The sequence below is a fragment of the Paracoccus sp. KKT209 genome (assembly GCF_055635455.1).
Window position 1 is genome coordinate 3,186,196 of record NZ_CM145758.1, and the last position, 18,581, is coordinate 3,204,776.

Genomic DNA, 18,581 nt, shown 5'->3' on the forward strand with positions numbered 1-18,581 from the left:
GCATGGGACAGATCATCTGCGCGGGCCTGGGGCCGGGCGATCCCGACCTGATCTCGGTCAAGGCCGACCGGGCGATCCGGCAGGCGCGCCACGTCGCCTATTTCCGCAAGCCCGGCCGCCAGGGCCAGGCGCGCCGCATCGTTGACGGAATGCTGGCGACGGCCGCGGCCGAATACCCGATGGAATACCCCGTCACGACCGAGATCCCCTTTGACAGCCCCGACTACAACCGGCTGCTGGCCGATTTCTACGACCATTGGGCCGACCGGCTGGCGGCGCTGGCCGCGACCGATGATGTCGTCGTTCTGTGCGAGGGGGACCCGTTCCTCTATGGCTCGTTCATGCATCTTTATGTGCGGCTGAGGGATCGGGTGACGGTGACCGTGATCCCGGGCATCCCCGGCATGGTCGGCTGCTGGAACGCCAGCGGCACGCCCATCACCTGGGGCGATGACGTGCTGACCGTGGTCATGGGCACCCTGCCCGAGGGCGAGATGCTGCGCCACATGCAGCATTCGGACGCGCTGGTGGTGATGAAGACCGGCCGCAACCTGCCCAAGGTGCGCCGCGCCCTGACCATGGCGGGCCGGCTGGACGACGCCTGGCTGATCGAGCGCGGCACCATGCCCGGCCAGCGCATCCTGCGCCTGGCGGATGTCGAGGCCGCCGACTGCCCCTATTTCGCCATCGTGCTGGTGCATGGCCAGGGCCGCCGCCCCGTGGCGCTGGCCCAGGTCGCCGAATGAGCGGCTGGATCGCCGTCGCGGGCCTTGGTCCCGGCGCCGAGGCACTGGTGACGCCCGAGGTCTCGGCCGCGCTGGCGGAGGCCACCGATATCGTGGGCTATATCCCCTATGTCGCGCGCATCGCCGCGCGCGAGGGGCTGGTGCTGCACGCCTCCGACAACCGGGTGGAGCTGGACCGCGCGCGGCTGGCGCTGGATCTGGCGGCGGCGGGGCGGCGGGTGGTCATCGTGTCGTCAGGCGATCCGGGGGTCTTTGCCATGGCCTCGGCCCTGTTCGAGGCGGTCGAGGCGGGCGGCGACCTGGCCGACATCCGCATCCTGCCCGGCATCACCGCCATGCTGGCCGCCGCCGCACGCGCGGGCGCCCCCCTGGGACATGACTTCTGCGCCATCAACCTGTCGGACAACCTCAAGCCTTTTGCGCTGATCGAACACCGCCTGCGCCATGCCGCGCGGGGCGATTTCGCGATGGCCTTCTACAACCCCCGCTCGGCCAGCCGCCCCGAGGGCTTTGCCCGCGTGCTGGAGGTCCTGCGCCAGGAATGCGAACCGGCGCGCCTGATGATCTTCGCCCGCGCCGTCACCACCCCGGATGAATCGCTGCGGATCGTGACGCTGGCCGAGGCCGAGCCGCAGATGGCGGACATGCGCACCGTGGTCCTGGTCGGCAACAGCGCCACGCGCCGAGTGGGCCCCTGGGTCTATACGCCGCGCAGCGCGGGGGTGGTCTGATGCAGCCAGTCCAGCGCCTCGGCCGGGGTGGCGACGGTGGCCCGGTCGGGCAGCGCGGGCCGGTCGATCATCACCACCCGCACCCTCAGGTCGCGCGCCGCCTGCAGCTTGGCGCTGGCCCCCGCCCCGCCGCTGTTCTTGGCCACCAGGTGGGTGATCCGCTGCGCGGCCATCAGGCTGCGGTCGCCATCCACGGTAAAGGGACCGCGGGCGATGACCACCTGGGCGCGCGGCAGGGGCGGGCTGTCAGGGGCATCGACCAGGCGCAGCAGCCAGTCATGGGGCAGACGGGCAAAGGGGTCCAGGTTCTGCTTGCCGATCGCCAGAAAGACCCGCGCGGGCCGGTCGGGCAGGGCCGCGACGGCACCCGCGATGTCGGGAACCGGCTGCCAGTCATCGCCCGGCCCCGGCTGCCACGCGGGCCGCTGCAGCGCCAGCAGCGGCAGCCCCAGCTCCGTGCAGGCGGCATGGGCATTGTGGCTCATCCGGGCGGCAAAGGGATGGGTCGCGTCGATTACATGGCTGATGCCTACGCTTCGCAGCCAGTCCGCCAGCCCGGTGGCGCCGCCAAAACCTCCGATCCGCATCGGCAGGGGCTGGGTCACCGGCGCGGCCGTGCGCCCGGCATAGGAAAAGACGGCGTCAATCCCTGCCCCGGCCAGCAGGCGGGCCAGGTCGCTGGCCTCGGTGGTGCCGCCCAGCAGCAGGACGCGTTTCATGTCTGACCCCTGGCTGACGATCATCGGCATGGGCGAAGATGGCGCGGCCGGGCTGGGGGATGCAAGCCGCGATGCGCTGGCGGCGGCAAAGGTCGTCTTTGGCGGCCCGCGCCACCTGGACCTGGCGGGGGTGGGGGCGCGCGGCCGGGCCTGGCCCGTGCCCTTCGACGTGGCGCCGGTGCTGGCGCTGCGCGGGCAGCGGGTGGCGGTGCTGGCCTCGGGCGATCCCTTCTGGTTCGGGGCGGGCGGCAGCCTGGCCGCGCATCTGGCGCCGGGCGAATGGCGCGCCCTTGCGGCACCGGGCGTGCCGTCCCTGGCTGCCGCGCGGCTTGGCTGGCGGCTGGAAGATTGCGTGACCCTTGGCCTGCACGCCGCGCCACTGGCCCGGCTGCGCCCGCATCTGCTGCGCGGCTGCCGGATCATCGCCACCCTGCGCGACGGCGACGCGCCCGCAGCCCTGGCCGCCTGGCTGTGCGACCAGGGCGCCGGGGCCGTCCGCATGACGGTGCTGGAGCGCCTTGGCGGCCCGGCCGAACGCATCCGGGGCACCAGCGCCGACGGCTTTGCCCTGACTGACATCGCGGCTCCGGTCGCGGTGGCGCTGGACGGCGCCGACCTGCCGCGCGGCTTCGGGCTGTCCGCCGCAGCCGGACGCGCCGATGACCTGTTCGACCATCAGGGCCAGATCACCAAGGCGCCGGTCCGCGCACTGACGCTGGCGGCCTTGCTGCCGCAGGCTGGCGCCCTGCTGTGGGACATCGGCGGCGGATCGGGGTCGATCTCGGTCGAATGGGCGCTGGCGGGGGGGCGGTCGATCTGCATCGAGCCGCGTTCCGACCGTCTGGCGCTGATCGCCGGAAACCTGGACCGCTTCGGTTTGGCCCATCGCGTCCGCATCGTCGAAGGCGCCGCCCCCGAGGCGCTGGCCGGCCTGCCCGAGCCGGATGCGGTCTTTGTCGGCGGCGGCGCCAGCGCGGCTCTGCTCCAGACGCTGTGGCCCGCCCTGCCCCAGGGCGTCCGGCTGGTCGCCAATGCCGTGACCCTGGAGACCGAGGCACTGCTGACAGGTCTTCACGCCCGCCACGGCGGCGACCTGACCCGGATCGAGATCGCGCGCGCCGCCCCCCTGGGCGGGATGCGCGGCTGGCAGCCGCTGCGCCCGGTGGTGCAATGGGCGGTCACGACATGACGCGCGTCGCGGGCTTCGGCTGCCGCGCCGGGACGACGCGCGACGCGCTGGCCGCGGCACTGGCGGCGGCGGGGGGTGCCGATGCGCTGGCGACGATCGCGCAGCGGGCCGACCAGTTGCGCCCGCTGGCCGTCCTGCTGGACCTGCCGCTGCACATCGTCGACGTCGCGGGCATCGCCACCCCCACCCGCTCGGCCCGGATCGAGGCGCTGCACGGCACCGGGTCCGTCGCCGAGGCCGCAGCCCTGGCCGCCGCAGGTCCCGGTGCACGCCTGTCGGCCCCCCGCCGCGTGTCGGCCTGCGGCCTTGTCACCATCGCCATCGCAGAGGTTCCATGACCGTCCATTTCATCGGCGCCGGCCCCGGCGCACCCGACCTGATCACCCTGCGCGGGCGCGACCTGATCGCGGCCTGCTCGGTCTGCCTTTATGCAGGCAGCCTGGTTCCCGCGGCCCTGCTGGCGCATTGCCCGCCCGGCGCGCGGATCGTGAACACCGCGCCCCTCAGCCTGGACCAGATCATCGACGAGATCGCCGTGGCCCATGCCGCAGGCCATGACGTCGCCCGGCTGCATTCGGGCGACCTGTCGGTCTGGTCCGCGATGGGCGAACAACTGCGCCGCCTGCGCGCGCTGGACATTCCCGTTCAGGTGACCCCCGGTGTGCCGTCCTTCGCCGCCGCCGCCGCCGCGCTGGAAACCGAGCTGACCCTGCCCGGCCTGGCGCAGTCGGTCGTGCTGACCCGCACCCCCGGCCGCGCCTCGACCATGCCCGAAGGCGAGACGCTGGCGGCCTTCGCTGCCACCGGGGCGACCCTGGCGATCCACCTGTCGATCCATGCGCTGGACCGGGTGGTGGCCGATCTGCTGCCCCATTACGGCGGTGATTGCCCGGTGGCGGTCGTCTGGCGCGCCAGCTGGCCCGACCAGCGCGTGATCCGCGCCACCCTGGCCGACGTCCAGACCCGCGCGCAGGGGATCGACCGCACCGCGCTGATCCTGGTGGGCCGCGCCCTGGCGGCCGAGGGCTTTGAGGAAAGCCGCCTTTACGCCGCCGATTACGACCGCCGCTATCGCCCGGTCGGCGCCGACCCCCGGTTCCCGGAATGAGGCCCGCCGCGATGACGCCCGGCCTGATGATCTCGGCCCCGGCCTCGGGGACCGGCAAGACCATGCTGATGCTGGGCCTGCTGACGGCGCTGCGCCGGCAGGGGCTGGCGGTGCAGCCCTTCAAGTCAGGGCCAGACTATATCGATCCGGGCTTTCACTTGGCGGCCTCCGGACGGGCGTCCTTCAACCTGGATGCCTGGGCGATGCAGCCGGGGCGGATCGTGGCCCATGTGACGGGGCAGCCGCCTGCCGACCTGATCCTGGCCGAAGGCTCGATGGGCCTGTTCGACGGGGTCGCCAGGGCCGGGGAAACCGGCATCGGCTCCAGCGCCGAGATCGCGCAGATGATGGGCTGGCCCGTGGTGCTGATCCTGGACGTCGGCGGCCAGGCCCAATCGGCAGCGGCCACCGCGCGGGGCTTTGCGACGCTGCGCCCGGACCTGCCCTTTGCAGGCGTGGTGCTGAACCGCGTCGCCTCGGCCCGCCATGACGCGCTGATCCGCGAGGGCATGGCCGAGGCCGGCATCCGTGTCCTGGGCAGCCTGCCGCGCCAGGGAAACATCACCCTGCCCGAACGCCACCTGGGCCTGGTGCAGGCCGAGGAAACCGCCGGCCTTCAGGCGATCCTGGACCATGCCGGCGATTTCGTGGCCGCGCATGGCGACCTCGACGCCATCGTCGCGGCCGCCGCCTATCGTGCCCTGCCCGATGCCTCCGCGCCGCTGCCCCTGACCCCGCCGGGCGGGCGGATCGCGCTGGCCCGCGACGCGGCCTTTTCCTTCACCTATCCGCATGTGCTGGAGGCCTGGAGGCGTGCGGGCGCCACGATCCTGCCCTTTTCGCCGCTGGACGATCAGGTCCCCGACAACAGCGCCGATTGCTGCTGGCTGCCGGGCGGCTATCCCGAACTGCACGCGCCCCGGCTGGCGGCGGCCGACCGCTTTCGGCAGGCAATGCACCGCTTTGCCGACACGCGGCCGGTTCATGGCGAATGCGGCGGCTATATGGCGCTTGGCGCGGGTCTGGTGGATGCCGAGGGCGTGCGCCACCGGATGCTGGGCCTGTTGGGTCTGGAAACCAGCTATGCCAAACGCCGCATGCACCTGGGCTATCGCCGCGCCGAACCCCATGCGGCGCTGCCCGGACTGGGGCGGCAGCCGCTGCGCGGGCACGAGTTCCACTATGCCTCGATCCTGTCGCAGCCCGACGCGCCCCTGGCCCATGTCACCGACGCGACCGGCGCGCCCGTGCCGGAAACCGGCAGCCACCGCGCCCTGCCCGGCGGCGGGCAGGTCACCGGCACCTTCTTTCACCTGATCGCCCCGGCGGCGACTTGACGCAGGCCGGGTGATCGCGTCTAGGTGAGGGTCTGTTTGGTGCCCGTCAGACGCCTCAGCGTCGGGCTTCATCGGGAATGGGGAAGGGCGGACCCAATCGCGGCGCCCGAAGCCCCAGCCGCCCCCGCGACTGTATGCGGAGAGCGCGCGTCACCCATGCCACTGGGGTTTCCCCCGGGAAGGCCGACGCCGCGCCCTGACCCGCAAGCCAGGAGACCGGCCATGCAGGCGAAACCTTCATCGCCGTCGGGTGTGACGGCCACAGGAGACTGACCATGCATATCGAACCGGGCATCGTCGCCGGCGCCAAGATCGTGCTGAGCTATGCCACCGCCGCAACCGCCGGCCTTTATTCGCTGAAACTGGCGTTCGGCGCCCTGCTTGACCGGGGCCTGACCGCGCTGGCCGCGCGCACGAGCCTGGCCACGGCCGCCACCTTCGTCTTTTTCCAGGTCCTGCCGACCGCCCCGGTCGGCGTGTCCGAGGTGCACCTGATCCTGGGTTCGACCCTGTTCCTGCTGTTCGGCGCGGCGCCCGCCGCGATCGGGCTGGCCCTGGGCCTGCTGATCCAGGGGCTGGCCTTCGCGCCCACGGACCTGCCGCAATACGGCATGAACGTGACCACGCTGCTGGCGCCGCTGTTCGCCGTCGCCGCCCTGGCGCGCCGCATCATCGCGCCCGGCACCGCCTATGTGGACCTCAGCTATGCGCAGGCATTGGCGCTGTCGACCGCCTTCCAAGGCGGCATCGTGGCCTGGGTCGCCTTCTGGGCCTTTTACGGCCAGGGCGCCGAGGCCTGGGGCGGGATCGCGGCCTTCGGCGCGGCCTATCTGCTGGTCATTGCGCTAGAGCCGCTGGTCGATCTGGCGGTCCTGGCGGGGGCCAAGTCGCTGCGCGGACTGCGCGGCAGCGCGCTGGTGACGCCGCGCCTTTTCGCATGATTCAGCTGACCCTGATCGGCATCGGGACAGGCAACCCCGCTCACCTGACCCTGCAGGCCATCACGGCCCTGCAGGGCGCGGACCTGGTGCTGATCCCCCTGAAGGGCGAGGACAAGGCCGACCTGGCGGGCCTGCGCCGGGCCATGCTGGACCGGCACCTGACCGGCGCGCCGGTCCGCCTGGCCGAGTTCGACCTGCCCCGCCGCGATGCGGACGATCCCGACTATCTGGGCGCGGTCGAGCGCTGGCACGATGCGATCGCGCTGGCCTGGCAGGCCCAGATCAGCCGGCACCTGCCCCAAGGCGGTCGGGTTGCGCTGCTGGTCTGGGGCGATCCGTCGCTTTACGACAGCAGCCTGCGGATCGCCGCACGGCTGGATCTGGCGGTGACGGTGATCCCCGGCATCACCGCGATCCAGGCGCTATGCGCGGCGCATGCGATCCCGCTGAACGACCTGGGCGCCCCGGTGCAGATCACCACGGGGCGCATGCTGCGCGACCACGGGTGGCCCGCTGGCGCCGACACGCTGGTGGTGATGCTGGACGGGGGCTGCGCCTTCCAGACCCTCCCCGCGCAGGGGGTCCGGATCTGGTGGGGCGCCTTCCTGGAGATGGAGCAGCAGATCCTCGACCACGGGCCGCTGTCCGAGGCCGGCCCGCGGATCATCCGCCACCGCGCCGAGGCCCGCGCGGCGCATGGCTGGATCATGGACTGCTATCTGCTGCGGCGCGCCTAGAACAGGAAGATGTCGTCGGCCACGTCCGCCACCGTCAGGTCGCTGCCCACGACGGCGATGCGGTTGCCCGAGGACAGCTCGATGATGACGCCGCGCGAGGTTTCGCGCATCTGCTCCTTGACGAACAGGCTCAGGTCGTTGCCGATCAGCGCCTTGTCGATCAGGATCCGGTCGACATCGGGCTGGAAATCCGTGATCTTGTCCAGCCCGACCGCACCCCTGAAGATGAACAGGTCCGAACCCGATCCACCCGTCAGCACATCCCGGCCCGACCCGCCGAACAGCCTGTCATTGCCTGCCCCGCCTTCCAGCCGGTCATCGCCCGGGCCTCCGAACAGGCGGTCATGCCCGCGCTGGCCCATCAGGTGATCCTGCCCCCGGCCGCCGGTCATGAGGTCGTTGCCATAGCCGCCCGCAAGCGTGTCATGCCCCCACCCTCCGGACAGCCGGTCGGGACCCCCGCCGCCAGAGAGACGGTCGTCCCCCGACTGCCCCAGCAGGACATCCCTGCCATAGCCGCCGCGCAGGACGTCATTGCCATCGCCACCGGCGATCCAGTCGTCGCCGCCCAGGCCCCACAGGCTGTCGCCGGCGCTGCTGCCCAAGATGTCGTCATGGGCGTCGGTGCCGGTATCTGTCTGGTTGGGCGCGCTGACACGGGCCAGCCAGGCGGATTTGGAGGGCTCGGGCGCGGCCAGGTCGGGCGCGTCGAGGGTGGAGATCGTGATGCCAGGCGCCACGTCCAGCTCGACATGGCCCATGGTGCGGGCAAAGTTCTGGGTGGCCATAAGCACCTGGTGACCTTGGTAACTTCCGACCTCCAGACCGATGCCGACATGGGTCACATTGGGGTCCAGGATGTTGACGCGGTGATCGGGGCTGTTCATCAGGTTGCGGTGCAGGGCCTGGACCTCGTCCCGCAGGCTGTCGTCGCGGTCGATGGAGATGAGGGCCAGGTTCTCGGTCACGCGCCACGAGGTTTCCAAAGGATAATCAGCGGCTTGGACGCGTTCGGTGGCGTCAGAGCCGTTGCTGCCGGTGTGCGAGAAGATGTCGGTGCGCAGCATCCAGCGGCTGTGCGATTCGGCGGCGGTGTTCAGGTGCGTTTCCAGCTGCACGGGGTTCAGCCCGTGGCGGGCACGCTCGGCATTGATCAGGCTGAGGAAATAGCGTTCGTCGGGACTGGCTTGGGTCATCTGCACCTCTGGGATCGGGGGCAGATTGCCATGACAGGCCGCCGCCTGGGATGACAATTTGTTCAAATTGTCCGTGGCGTGCAGATCCTTGCCGACGGGCCGCACGGGGGGTGCACGGGGCGGGCACCGCGCGTGCACCGGACGTACACCGACAACGTCCGGCCGGTTAAGGCCCCGTTAACGTGCCAGCGACAGGCTGGGGTGCGGATCGGGCCGGAGGGTGGGGCGGGATGACAGGCAAGGCGGGGATGACGGGCGGGGGCGCGGCGCGGAGCGAGGGGGCGCGGCGGGCGAATTACCACTATATGGCGGACGCGATGCGGATGCTGGAATGGGACCTGCACAGCACGGTCCTGGCCCGGACGCGGATTCCCGAGGAGTGGCACCGGATCGCGCAGGAGCGGGGGCGGGTCGCCAAGACGCGGGTCACGCTGCGGCTGGATGCGGATGTGGTGGCGTTCTTTCGCTCGATGGGGCCGGACTGGCAGGTGCGGGTGAACCGGATCGTCAGCGCCTGGATGCATGCGCGGCTGGCGGGGCTGATCGAGGGGGCCGAGACGATGGACTACCTGTCGCGCCGCGCGGGTGAGGGGCTGGACGGCCCGCGCCCGGAATTCGGCGACCTGCAGCGCGCCGAGGAGGCGGCCTGGGCCGAGATGGGCGAGGCGCCCCTGCCCCTGGACGGGCCGGGGGTGCCGATGGAGGGGCCTCGGCGGATGAGTGCTGCGGGGAAGCGGGCTTTGCTGGAGGAGATGAAGGGGCGGAGGGGGTTATAACTGGATAGAAAAAATAAATAGATTAACGCGTACGAACTTTTGCAAGGATAACAATCAGCCTAAAGGCTGAAAGTGCTAATGCAACGACCATAATCAACGAGTAAAATGCAAGTAGGTAGCCAAAAAATGTAGTTACCCAAGGTGCATAGAAAAAAATCTCAGAGGAGATATGAGGCGCCCTTGCCATAGCAGCATCGCTGACGTAGCCCCACACTCCTACACTCTCTATCTTTGGGAAGGCCGAAATTAATAGCGTCACTGCTTGAACGCATACTACGTGAACAAATACTGCTACTGTTTGAAGTAGCGGTGACTTTCCGGTCTCATCCTTCGGTGCCAGTGCCGAGAATGTATCCTTGTCGATGACAGAAAAAATCAGAGCGAAAGAGGCAATTGAGAACCCTGCCAGCGACGGCAGAGTAGCCAGTGCAATGGTTGCCCATGCGCCGCTAGGTCCTGAAAATAGTGCAACACATGCAAAAATCGCGGCTGACCAAAAATAAGGTGCAGTTAGGATTTCTCGCAACCCGCCATGGTGACGATACAGTAGTGCAAGATTTTCAAACATGGCGACTTACCATTCTTGCGCGTCGCCTTGCTGAACTTCAGCCCGTTTTCTACGTATGAGTGCGGCAGCCCGCTTTGCCAAAGTCAGGAATACATCTCGTGCTGACCTATCTTCAGAACTGAACGTCTCTACTAGCTTTAATGGATCCTCACTTGTAGTGTGAGACTTCAACACGCCGTTGACAACGCTTTTCGCATTAACCTCACCATTCTCAGCCGCAACTTTGGCTAGGCTCAGGACTCGTTCTTGATCACAGCCAAAATAGGACGGTTGCGGCCAATGCTATTGCGGAGAGGTATGTCTCCGGGCACCTGTCGTAACGCGTGGCGACACGTCTCCAGTCTTTCAGCCGCCCGAACATGATCTCGATGCGATTGCGCCTTCTGTAGCGGCGCTTGTCGTATTTCACGGTTTTCTTGCGCAACTTCCGGCTAGGGATACAAGCTTTTATCCCTCTGTCCTGCAACGCTTTTCGCAGCCAGTCAGCATCATAGCCTCGGTCCGCCAAGAACCAATCAGCCTGCGGCAGGCCGTCCAGAAGCGCCGCTGCGCCGGTGTAGTCGCTGACCTGTCCTGCCGACATGAAGAACCGGATAGGTCTGCCTTTCGCATCGGTGACGGCGTGCAGCTTGGTGTTCATGCCGCCTTTCGTTCGACCAATCTGGCGACTGCGCCCCCCTTTTTGGCCCGCAGGCTGCAAGCCGTGCGATGCGCCTTCAGATAGGTTGCATCGATCATGATTGTCTTCGGATCGGTGCTCTCGGCGGCCAGGCCGACCATGATCCGGGCGAAGACCCCGTTGTCACTCCAGCGCTTCCAGCGATTATAAAGCGTCTTGGCAGGTCCATATTCACTCGGCGCATCGCACCATCTCAAACCATTGCGATTGATGAAGATAATGCCGCTCAGCACCCGCAGATCGTCAACTCGGGGACGGCCATGGCTCTTGGGGAAGTAGGGGCGAAGGCGCGCCATCTGCGCCTCGGTCAGCCAGAACAGGTTGCTCATCGATCAGGTCTCCTTGCGGCGGCCTGAATCACGCAAAGGGCGTAAAATCAATGGGTCTGGAGCCTAGTGTATGGGTTCGCTCGTTTGGGGCCAAGCCGTCGCTATCAGTCGACGTTAATTGTTCGACATACTCTTCTGCATTCTGCTCACGAAGCCGCTTTTCGATGCGCTCCGCAAGGCCTTTCGAAAGATCCTCTGGGTTTGGCAGCCTTATGACTAGTTCGAGTTGCTTAAGCTGGGGGAGCGATAGCAGGCGCTCAACTTCAGCATAGTCTTTAACAAGATCTGCCTCGATAGGCCCAAATCGCTCTACTATCACATCACTCTGTAAAATTTCGCGGAAAAATTTCTCTACAGATTTTCCGCTCAGGCTTTTAGAAAAAGAATATGTTTCGAATACGATGGTGTGAAGGTCAGCATCTAGTTCAAAATAAAACGCACTGAGATTTGGCTTTAAATTCTCAGGGATATTGATTTGATTTACGAGATCTTGTGTAGCCACACCAAAATCTTCGACATCAAACCAGTCTTTATCAATATCGATCTCAGAGTATTTCGAAAAAACGCCGACGCCTGTGCTAGCGTCAAAATCAGTCAAAGCCAAAAATTTGTCGCCGTGAATTTTTACGCCCTTTTTGAGAGAAAGAATTGTCTCAATTAAAGCATTGTAATTACGCTCATAACCATCTTGAATTCGCAGATTTATTACTGAGACTTCACTTTTTGAATTACGCGCCATTTAAAGTTCCCCGAACATTATCGGAGAACGCTAAACACAAATCCGATGCAAGTCCACTCCTAAGCCTGCAAGCTCCTCACGCCAACCTCCCCCTCCTCGCGCGACTTTATCGCCGCCACGGCGGCGATGCTGCCGGCTGCCGTGGTGAAGTAGGGGATCTTGTCATAGAGGGCGACGGCGCGGATTTCGCGGCTGTCGGCGATGGCCTGGACGCCTTCGGTCGTGTTCAGGACCATTGCGATGTCGTCGTTCTTGAGGCGGTCGACGATGTTCGGGCGGCCTTCGTAGACCTTGTTCACGCGCTCGGAGGCGACGCCGTGGGCGTCGAGGAAGTCGGCGGTGCCGGAGGTCGCGACCAAGGTGAAGCCCATGTCGACCAGGTCGCGGGCGGCCTGGGCCAGGGCGTCGGATTTGTCGGCGTCCTTGACCGACAGGAAGACGCGGCCCTGGTGCGGCAGGTCGGTGCCCGCGCCCATCTGCGCCTTGAGGAAGGCGCGGGCGAAGTTGCGGTCCCAGCCCATGACCTCTCCGGTCGAGCGCATTTCGGGGCCGAGGAGCGTGTCGACGCCGGGGAAGCGGGCGAAGGGCAGCACGGCCTCCTTGACCGAGAACCAGGGCGTGATCGGGTCGGCCAAGGTCAGCGGGTCGGCGAAGGGCAGGTCGGTTTCCGGGCCGACGCCTTCGGGATAGGGCGCGCGGGCGGGGAAGTTCGACATGGGTTCGCCCGCCATCAGGCGCGCGGCGATCGAGGCGATGGCGCTGTCGGTGGCCTTGGCGACGAAGGGGACGGTGCGGCTGGCGCGGGGGTTGACCTCCAGCACGAAGATCTCGCCGTCCTTGAGGGCGAACTGGACGTTCATCAGGCCCTTGACCTTGAGCGCGCGGGCCATGGCGGTGGTCTGGACCTTGAGTTCCGCGATGGTGGCGGCGTCCAGCGTGTGCGGGGGGAGCGAGCAGGCGCTGTCGCCCGAATGGACGCCGGCCTCTTCGATGTGTTCCATGATGCCGGCGACATGGACGGCTTCGCCGTCGCAGAGGGCGTCCACGTCGACCTCGATCGCGCCTGAGAGGTAGCTGTCGAGGAGGACCGGGCTTTTGCCCGAGACGGTCACGGCTTCGGTGATGTAGCGGCGCAGGTGGTCCATGTCGCGCACGATCTCCATCGCGCGGCCGCCCAGCACGTAGGAGGGGCGGATGACCAGCGGGAAGCCGATGCGTTCGGCGATGGCGATGGCCTGGTCGTCGCTGCTGGCGATGCCGTTGATCGGCTGTTTCAGGCCGAGGTCGTTCAGCAGTTTCTGGAAGCGTTCGCGGTCTTCGGCCAGGTCGATGGCGTCGGGGGTGGTGCCCAGGATCGGGATGCCCTCGGCCTCGAGCGCGTTGGCCAGTTTCAGGGGCGTCTGGCCGCCGAACTGGACGATGACGCCGTGCAGGGTGCCGTTCTGCTGTTCGGTGTGCAGAATTTCCAGCACATGTTCGAAGGTCAGCGGTTCGAAGTAGAGCCGGTCCGAGGTGTCATAATCGGTGCTGACCGTTTCCGGGTTGCAGTTGATCATGATGGTTTCGTAGCCCGCGTCGGTGAGCGCGAAGCAGGCGTGGCAGCAGCAATAGTCGAACTCGATCCCTTGGCCGATGCGGTTGGGGCCGCCGCCGAGGATCACGACCTTCTTGGCCGCGGTGGGGCGGGATTCGCATTCCACGTCGCCCATCGCGGGGGCTTCGTAGGTCGAATACATGTAGGGGGTCTGGGCCTCGAACTCGGCCGCGCAGGTGTCGATGCGCTTGAAGACGGGGCGGATGTCGAGGTTGCGGCGGGCGCGGCGGATGTCGGCCTCGTCACGCTTGGCCAGATGCGCCAGGCGGGCGTCGGTGAAGCCCATCATCTTGAGGCGGCGCATGCCGTCGGCGTCCTGGGGCAGGCCGTTCTCGCGCACGACATGTTCGGCGTCGACGATCTCGCGGATGCGGGCCAGGAACCAGGGGTCGAAGCGGGTGACGCGGTGGATTTCATCGTTGCTGAGGCCGAAGCGCATCGCCTCGGCGACGACGCGGATGCGGTCCGGGGTGGCCTTAGAGAGCGCCGCGATGACGGCGGGCTTGCCTTGGTCGGCGGCGCCTTCGATGGCGATCTCGTCGAGGCCGGTCAGGCCGTTTTCCATCGAGGCCAGGGCCTTTTGCAGCGACTCGTGGAAGCTGCGGCCGATGGCCATGACCTCGCCCACGGATTTCATCGCGGTGGTCAGCTCGGGCTTGGATCCCGGAAACTTCTCGAAGGCGAAGCGCGGGATCTTGGTCACGACATAGTCGATCGATGGTTCGAAGCTGGCGGGCGTGACCTTGGTGATGTCGTTGTCCAGCTCGTCCAGGGTATAGCCCACGGCCAGTTTCGCGGCGATCTTGGCGATCGGGAAGCCGGTGGCCTTGGAGGCCAGCGCGGACGAGCGGCTGACGCGCGGGTTCATCTCGATCACGACCATGCGGCCGTCGGCCGGATTGATCGCCCATTGCACGTTCGAGCCGCCGGTCTCGACGCCGATCTCGCGCAGCACGGCGATCGAGCCGTTGCGCATGATCTGGTATTCGCGATCGGTCAGGGTCAGCGCGGGGGCGACGGTGATCGAGTCGCCGGTGTGCACGCCCATCGGGTCGACGTTCTCGATCGCGCAGACGATGATGGCGTTGTCGTTGCGATCCCGCACGACCTCCATCTCGAATTCCTTCCAGCCCAGCAGGCTTTCGTCGATCAGCACCTGCGCCATGGGCGAGGCGTCCAGACCCGAGCGCACGATGCGTTCATAGTCGTCGCGGTTGTAGGCGACGCCGCCGCCAGTGCCGCCAAGGGTGAAGGCAGGGCGGATGATGGCGGGCAGGCCGATCTCCTCCAGTGCCTCCATGGCCTGGGCGACCCCGGCCGAGACGTCGTACTTGCCGCTGGCCAGCTTGGGAGCGGCGATGATCGTGGCCTTGGGATTTTCCAGCCCGATGCGGTCCATCGCCTCGCGGAACAGCTTGCGGTCCTCGGCCATCTCGATGGCGCTGCGCTGCGCGCCGATCAGCTCGACCCCGTAGCGGTTCAGCGCGCCGCTGTCGGCCAGGGCCAGCGCGGTGTTCAGGCCGGTCTGCCCGCCCATGGTGGGCAGCAGCGCGTCGGGGCGTTCCTTGGCGATGATTTTTTCGACGACCTCGGGGGTGATGGGCTCGATATAGGTCGCATCGGCCATTTCCGGGTCGGTCATGATCGTCGCGGGGTTCGAGTTGACCAGGATGACCCGGTAGCCTTCCTCGCGCAGGGCCTTGCAGGCCTGGGCGCCGGAGTAGTCGAATTCGCAGGCCTGCCCGATGACGATCGGTCCTGCCCCGATGATCAGGATCGATTTGATATCGGTTCTTTTCGGCATGGTCCTGCCCCCGGGCTGACTGGTTGGTTCGGCAAATCGTCCGGGGTTATAGCCAAGCAGGGCTGGGGCGCAAGGTGCGGCGGTCACCGGAACCCGGGAAAGTGCGCGGGGTTGGGCAGCCGTTCGGGCCGGGCCTGATCAGCCGCCCGACAGCAGCGTCAGGGCGGCGCTGTAGCGGTTGGGGACAGGCGAGACGGTCAGCTGCGAGCGGGACATGTAATTCTGCACCAGCCGGTCCACGACCTGGGGCTGGGTGAGGTCCTTGAAGCTGGCGCTGCCCAGGATGCGTTCCGACGCGCGGGTGAATTCCTCGACCTGGCGGTCGATGGGCAGCCGGCCATAGGACTCGCTGAACCCGAAGGCGCCTTCGAAGACCTTGCGCAGCGGCGGGTTGCCCAGCACCTCGAACCAGAGCGTCCGGTCGCTGGAGCTGCGCCCGGCCAACTGTCCCAACTCGCGCCGGGCGTTCAGCGCCAGGCGCATCGTCTCGTCACCCTCTCCGACGCGGCGCTCGTATTCGCGCTGCACGAAGGCCTGTCCCACCGTGTCGGCCAAGCCTTCCCTGGGTTTCGTCCCGCCATAGCCGAAGGCTTCGGCCAGGCGCAGGTAACGCTTGTCGGCCAGCCGGTTCACCAGCGACTTCTTGTCCGCGGGGTCGGACTCCAGCACCTTTCGGATGAAGGCCTTGTTGGCGATGTCCCCCTCCAGCCCGAAGGCGGAGAGGGCGGTGCTGAGCAGGCGGTAGTCCTTGACCAGCTCCTCGGCCTTGGTGGCGCGCGCGATGTTCTCGCGGAAGTAGGTCGTCGAGCGTTGCACCACCGGGTCCTTGGCGATGGACTGGATCTGCCGCGCCTCGCTGCGCTGCAGGATCTTCCAGCCGGCGATGCCGCTGATCCCGATGACGATGGGCATGCTCATGCCGGACTCACTGTCGTACGGCCGCGAACAGGCGTGCCTCGCGCGGCAGCAGGTCGCGCAGCTTGCGCATCGCCTGGTAGGCGTTGTCGCCCACCGCGGCCTCGGTGGCCTCGGCCAGCAGGACGCGGCTGTCGCGATCCTCGAAGACTTGGCTCAGCTGCTCGATGGCCAGCAGCAGCTGGCGGCGCCCCTCGACCGGGTCGGCGTCGCCCGACAGGATCAGCTGCGCGATATAGCAGGCGCGCGAGACGGGGGTGCGGGCGCTGTCGGGATGGATCGCGTCGCGCAGGCGCAGCACGTTCACGTTGGGGGTCTTGATGGCGATCCGGGCGCGGCGGTCGCCGTTCTCGATCACGGCGCCGTTGATCAGGACGCGTTCATTCGGGGCAAGCTTGAGGACCAGGCCGCTCATGCGCCCCCCTCGCCGCGCAGGCCGCGCATGATGCTGAGATTGATGTCGATCAGCGGATCGGTCCGGGCATCGCCCTGCGTCACGGCGCGGCCGTGTCGGATCGCGAAACCGGCCAGCGAGATCAGGCCCGCCTTGGTTTGGTCGGGAAGCGCGTTGCCGGGCTCGGCCAGGTCGGCCGCCAGCAGCGCCCACAGCTCGGTGTTCTTGTAGACCGCCTGGATCGTGTCCGGGTTGTCGGCTTGGCGCGGGGCCTGGCGCAGCAGGCGCGTCACCCGCGAAAAGATGTCATATTCCGCGTCCCGCGCCGTGCGCAGGCCGGCGGATCTGTAGCCATGGTCGTTCAGTGGCGTTACCGCGTTCAAGATCGTTCTTCCCGTTCTGGTAGGATCATGGGGATGGCGGGCGCCCGAAGGCGCCCGCCGGCCTTATCAGCGGAACAGCGACATCACGGCGCCCGGCGCCTGGTTGGCGATCGACAGCGCCTGGATGCCCAGCTGCTGCTGGGTCTGCAGCGCCTGGAGGCGGGCCGAGGATTCCTCCATGTCGGCGTCGACCAGCGAGCCGATGCCGGTTTTCAGCGAGTCGGCCAGCTTGCCGACGAAGTTCGACTGGTCGCTGATGCGCTTGCCAGAGGAGCCCAAGCTGGCGGCGCCCTGAACTGCAGTGTTGATCAGGGTTTCAATCTGACCAACCGCCGTTTGTGCGCTCGCACGATCAGTAATTGCGGTGACGGTTCCAGCTTCGATGTTGGCTTGGAAATCAACTCCTGCCACCACAATGTTCCCGGCCGTCGTCCCAGGAGCGTTGTTTACCCGGTCCAACGATCCCAAGACGGTGAAGCTTGCTGCACCTGCACCGTTGACGTCGGTCTTCAAGAGGTTGATGCCGTTGAGTTGCGAGGCCCCAATGATCGAAGCGATCTGCGCACGCTTCGCCGCAACGTCGGTCTGAATTTTTCCGAAGTCCGCCGAGTCGTTGGCGCCACCGATGGCCAGGTTCTTCATCTCCTTCAGCAGGTCGGTGATCTGCTCGGCGCCGGCGCGGGCGGTGCCCACCACGGCATCCGCCACGTTCAGGTTCGACTGGATCGTCTTGAAGGACGACTGGTCGGTTTCCATGACTTTCGAGATCGCCCAGACAGCGGCGTTGTCCTTGGCGTTGGCGACGGTTTTGCCGGTCGCGATGTCGCTCTGGGTTTTACCCAGCTGCGAGTTGATGCTCTTCAGGGTCTGAAGGGCCACCATCGCGCTGTTGTTGGTCAGAATGCTGGTCATATTCTCAATCCATCAAAGGTGCTTTGCACCGGGTTTGCATGAGGCCTTCTGACCGATCGGGCGGTTGCCCTGCGCCTTTCCTTGGCATGTCACCGTTCTAACTGCCGGTGATTTACAACTAGTGAATTCCCTCCATTCGCTCAAACAAACCTTTTGGCGCATTTTACTAAAAGCGCTGCGGAAGGTTGGCCTGTGTGGTCGTCACATGGCGCCGGCCGCGGGAATCATAGGTCTGCAGGCTGCGCGCGGCCTGGACGATGGCGCGGACCCGCTCGGCCGCCTGCTGGGCGCCCTGCAGCGCGGCCTGCGCCAGGTCGCGCAGCTCGGCCAGGGCGGGTTCCAGCGTCTCGCGCGCGTCGGGGGCGACGCCCTGGCGGGCGGCGCTGCGGACCAGGTCGTCGATCCGCGCCAGCGCAGCCTGGGCATCACCAGACAAAAGCGCGGCGCGGATCTGGGCCACATGCCGGGTCAGGGCGCGGCTCATTGCACTTGCCCCGACAGGATGCGCCCGAAGCCCAGGTCCAGGCGCCCGGCCAGCAGGGCTGCATGTTCGCGCGTCAGGAAGCTGGCGAACTGCTCCTCTCCGGCGCCACCGGAAAAGCCCCCCTCCGATGCACCGGGGCCGCAATATTTCAGCATTTCCTCAAGGAATGCCTGTTCAAGCTGATCGGCGACTTTGGCACCGGGCGGGGGCGGCGTCTGTACCGCGGAAATTGCTTCTATTTGCATGACACCCTTTTGCAATATTCGAGCACGGCGTCAGAATTATCCGGGGGCGGTAAAT

Annotated in this window: 22 protein-coding genes and 1 riboswitch; of the genes, 9 read left to right on the plus strand and 13 right to left on the minus strand. The window is 66.9% G+C overall.

The annotated features are described in order from the left end of the window. The first annotated feature begins 2 nt into the window (after positions 1-2). Positions 3-746 (plus strand): precorrin-2 C(20)-methyltransferase, encoded by a 744-nt coding sequence (locus ACZ2G3_RS15755; protein ID WP_470396924.1) that lies wholly within the window; start codon positions 3-5, stop codon positions 744-746. Next, the gene (gene cobJ, locus ACZ2G3_RS15760; protein WP_470396925.1) at positions 743-1,477 is read left to right on the plus strand and encodes a precorrin-3B C(17)-methyltransferase; all 735 of its coding nucleotides are present in this window, start codon (positions 743-745) and stop codon (positions 1,475-1,477) included. Before ACZ2G3_RS15755 ends, cobJ begins: the two co-directional genes overlap by 4 nt. On the opposite strand, the gene ACZ2G3_RS15765 is transcribed toward cobJ, so the two are convergent. After that, a complete protein-coding gene (locus ACZ2G3_RS15765) occupies positions 1,447-2,196 on the minus strand; it encodes a cobalt-precorrin-6A reductase (protein ID WP_470396926.1) in 750 nt (249 codons plus the stop codon). The two genes, cobJ and ACZ2G3_RS15765, sit on opposite strands and share 31 nt — an antisense overlap. Between ACZ2G3_RS15765 and cbiE the strand changes: the two genes are divergently transcribed. From cbiE to cobF, 6 genes are all read left to right on the plus strand, one after another. After that, positions 2,195-3,385, plus strand: coding sequence for a precorrin-6y C5,15-methyltransferase (decarboxylating) subunit CbiE (cbiE, locus tag ACZ2G3_RS15770; protein WP_470396927.1), 1,191 nt, complete (start codon positions 2,195-2,197; stop codon positions 3,383-3,385). The genes ACZ2G3_RS15765 and cbiE overlap by 2 nt on opposite strands. After that, positions 3,367-3,723 carry a cobalamin biosynthesis protein gene (locus tag ACZ2G3_RS15775; protein ID WP_470396928.1) on the plus strand — a complete coding sequence of 119 codons (357 nt, stop codon included), beginning with the start codon at positions 3,367-3,369 and terminating at the stop codon, positions 3,721-3,723. The genes cbiE and ACZ2G3_RS15775 overlap by 19 nt, the downstream gene beginning before the upstream one ends. Then, positions 3,720-4,493, plus strand: coding sequence for a precorrin-4 C(11)-methyltransferase (gene cobM / locus ACZ2G3_RS15780; RefSeq protein ID WP_470396929.1), 774 nt, complete (start codon positions 3,720-3,722; stop codon positions 4,491-4,493). Before ACZ2G3_RS15775 ends, cobM begins: the two co-directional genes overlap by 4 nt. A gap of 11 nt (positions 4,494-4,504) precedes the next feature. After that, on the plus strand, positions 4,505-5,830 hold the full coding sequence (locus tag ACZ2G3_RS15785) for a cobyrinate a,c-diamide synthase (protein ID WP_470396930.1): 1,326 nt from the start codon (positions 4,505-4,507) through the stop codon (positions 5,828-5,830). Positions 5,831-5,850: 20 nt separating this feature from the next. Continuing rightward, positions 5,851-6,069, plus strand: a riboswitch (cobalamin riboswitch). A 36-nt stretch (positions 6,070-6,105) separates the two neighbouring features. Continuing rightward, entirely contained in the window at positions 6,106-6,771 is a 666-nt protein-coding gene (locus ACZ2G3_RS15790) for an energy-coupling factor ABC transporter permease (RefSeq protein ID WP_470396931.1), read from the plus strand. Continuing rightward, positions 6,768-7,508 carry a precorrin-6A synthase (deacetylating) gene (cobF, locus tag ACZ2G3_RS15795; RefSeq protein WP_470396932.1) on the plus strand — a complete coding sequence of 247 codons (741 nt, stop codon included), beginning with the start codon at positions 6,768-6,770 and terminating at the stop codon, positions 7,506-7,508. Before ACZ2G3_RS15790 ends, cobF begins: the two co-directional genes overlap by 4 nt. Here the strand turns inward: cobF and ACZ2G3_RS15800 are convergent. Next, complete coding sequence (locus ACZ2G3_RS15800) at positions 7,505-8,704, minus strand: CAP domain-containing protein (protein ID WP_470396933.1); 1,200 nt, start codon at positions 8,702-8,704, stop codon at positions 7,505-7,507. The genes cobF and ACZ2G3_RS15800 overlap by 4 nt on opposite strands. A gap of 230 nt (positions 8,705-8,934) precedes the next feature. Here ACZ2G3_RS15800 and ACZ2G3_RS15805 point away from each other — a divergent pair, with 230 nt between their 5' ends. Continuing rightward, a complete protein-coding gene (locus tag ACZ2G3_RS15805; RefSeq protein ID WP_470396934.1) occupies positions 8,935-9,480 on the plus strand; it encodes a BrnA antitoxin family protein in 546 nt (181 codons plus the stop codon). A 22-nt stretch (positions 9,481-9,502) separates the two neighbouring features. Here the strand turns inward: ACZ2G3_RS15805 and ACZ2G3_RS15810 are convergent, their stop codons facing one another. The 11 genes from ACZ2G3_RS15810 to ACZ2G3_RS15860 form a co-directional block, all read right to left on the minus strand. Beyond that, positions 9,503-10,048 (minus strand): hypothetical protein, encoded by a 546-nt coding sequence (locus tag ACZ2G3_RS15810; protein ID WP_470396935.1) that lies wholly within the window; start codon positions 10,046-10,048, stop codon positions 9,503-9,505. 6 nt (positions 10,049-10,054) lie between these two features. Further along, complete coding sequence (locus ACZ2G3_RS15815; protein ID WP_470399165.1) at positions 10,055-10,285, minus strand: DUF4747 family protein; 231 nt, start codon at positions 10,283-10,285, stop codon at positions 10,055-10,057. A gap of 13 nt (positions 10,286-10,298) precedes the next feature. Continuing rightward, positions 10,299-11,056, minus strand: a protein-coding gene (locus ACZ2G3_RS15820) for an IS5 family transposase (protein WP_470395968.1) whose coding sequence is annotated in 2 segments (ribosomal slippage) — positions 10,299-10,735 and positions 10,735-11,056 — 759 coding nt in all. Because the reading frame shifts where the segments join, the coding sequence is not laid out codon by codon here. 28 nt (positions 11,057-11,084) lie between these two features. Next, on the minus strand, positions 11,085-11,795 hold the full coding sequence (locus tag ACZ2G3_RS15825; protein WP_470396936.1) for a DUF4747 family protein: 711 nt from the start codon (positions 11,793-11,795) through the stop codon (positions 11,085-11,087). Between the two features lie 59 nt (positions 11,796-11,854). Further along, a complete protein-coding gene (carB, locus tag ACZ2G3_RS15830; RefSeq protein ID WP_470396937.1) occupies positions 11,855-15,193 on the minus strand; it encodes a carbamoyl-phosphate synthase large subunit in 3,339 nt (1,112 codons plus the stop codon). A 138-nt stretch (positions 15,194-15,331) separates the two neighbouring features. Continuing rightward, positions 15,332-16,111: a DUF1217 domain-containing protein gene (locus tag ACZ2G3_RS15835; RefSeq protein ID WP_470396938.1), complete on the minus strand. Its 780-nt coding sequence runs from the start codon at positions 16,109-16,111 to the stop codon at positions 15,332-15,334. Positions 16,112-16,118: 7 nt separating this feature from the next. Further along, entirely contained in the window at positions 16,119-16,523 is a 405-nt protein-coding gene (gene flbT, locus ACZ2G3_RS15840; protein WP_470396939.1) for a flagellar biosynthesis repressor FlbT, read from the minus strand. After that, the gene (locus ACZ2G3_RS15845) at positions 16,520-16,885 is read right to left on the minus strand and encodes a flagellar biosynthesis regulator FlaF (RefSeq protein WP_470396940.1); all 366 of its coding nucleotides are present in this window, start codon (positions 16,883-16,885) and stop codon (positions 16,520-16,522) included. The genes flbT and ACZ2G3_RS15845 overlap by 4 nt, the downstream gene beginning before the upstream one ends. A 66-nt stretch (positions 16,886-16,951) precedes the next feature. Then, positions 16,952-17,797 (minus strand): flagellin N-terminal helical domain-containing protein, encoded by an 846-nt coding sequence (locus ACZ2G3_RS15850; protein ID WP_470396941.1) that lies wholly within the window; start codon positions 17,795-17,797, stop codon positions 16,952-16,954. 166 nt (positions 17,798-17,963) lie between these two features. Continuing rightward, positions 17,964-18,281 carry a hypothetical protein gene (locus ACZ2G3_RS15855; protein WP_470396942.1) on the minus strand — a complete coding sequence of 106 codons (318 nt, stop codon included), beginning with the start codon at positions 18,279-18,281 and terminating at the stop codon, positions 17,964-17,966. Next, positions 18,278-18,526: a rod-binding protein gene (locus tag ACZ2G3_RS15860; protein ID WP_470396943.1), complete on the minus strand. Its 249-nt coding sequence runs from the start codon at positions 18,524-18,526 to the stop codon at positions 18,278-18,280. Before ACZ2G3_RS15860 ends, ACZ2G3_RS15855 begins: the two co-directional genes overlap by 4 nt. Positions 18,527-18,581: the final 55 nt, after the last annotated feature.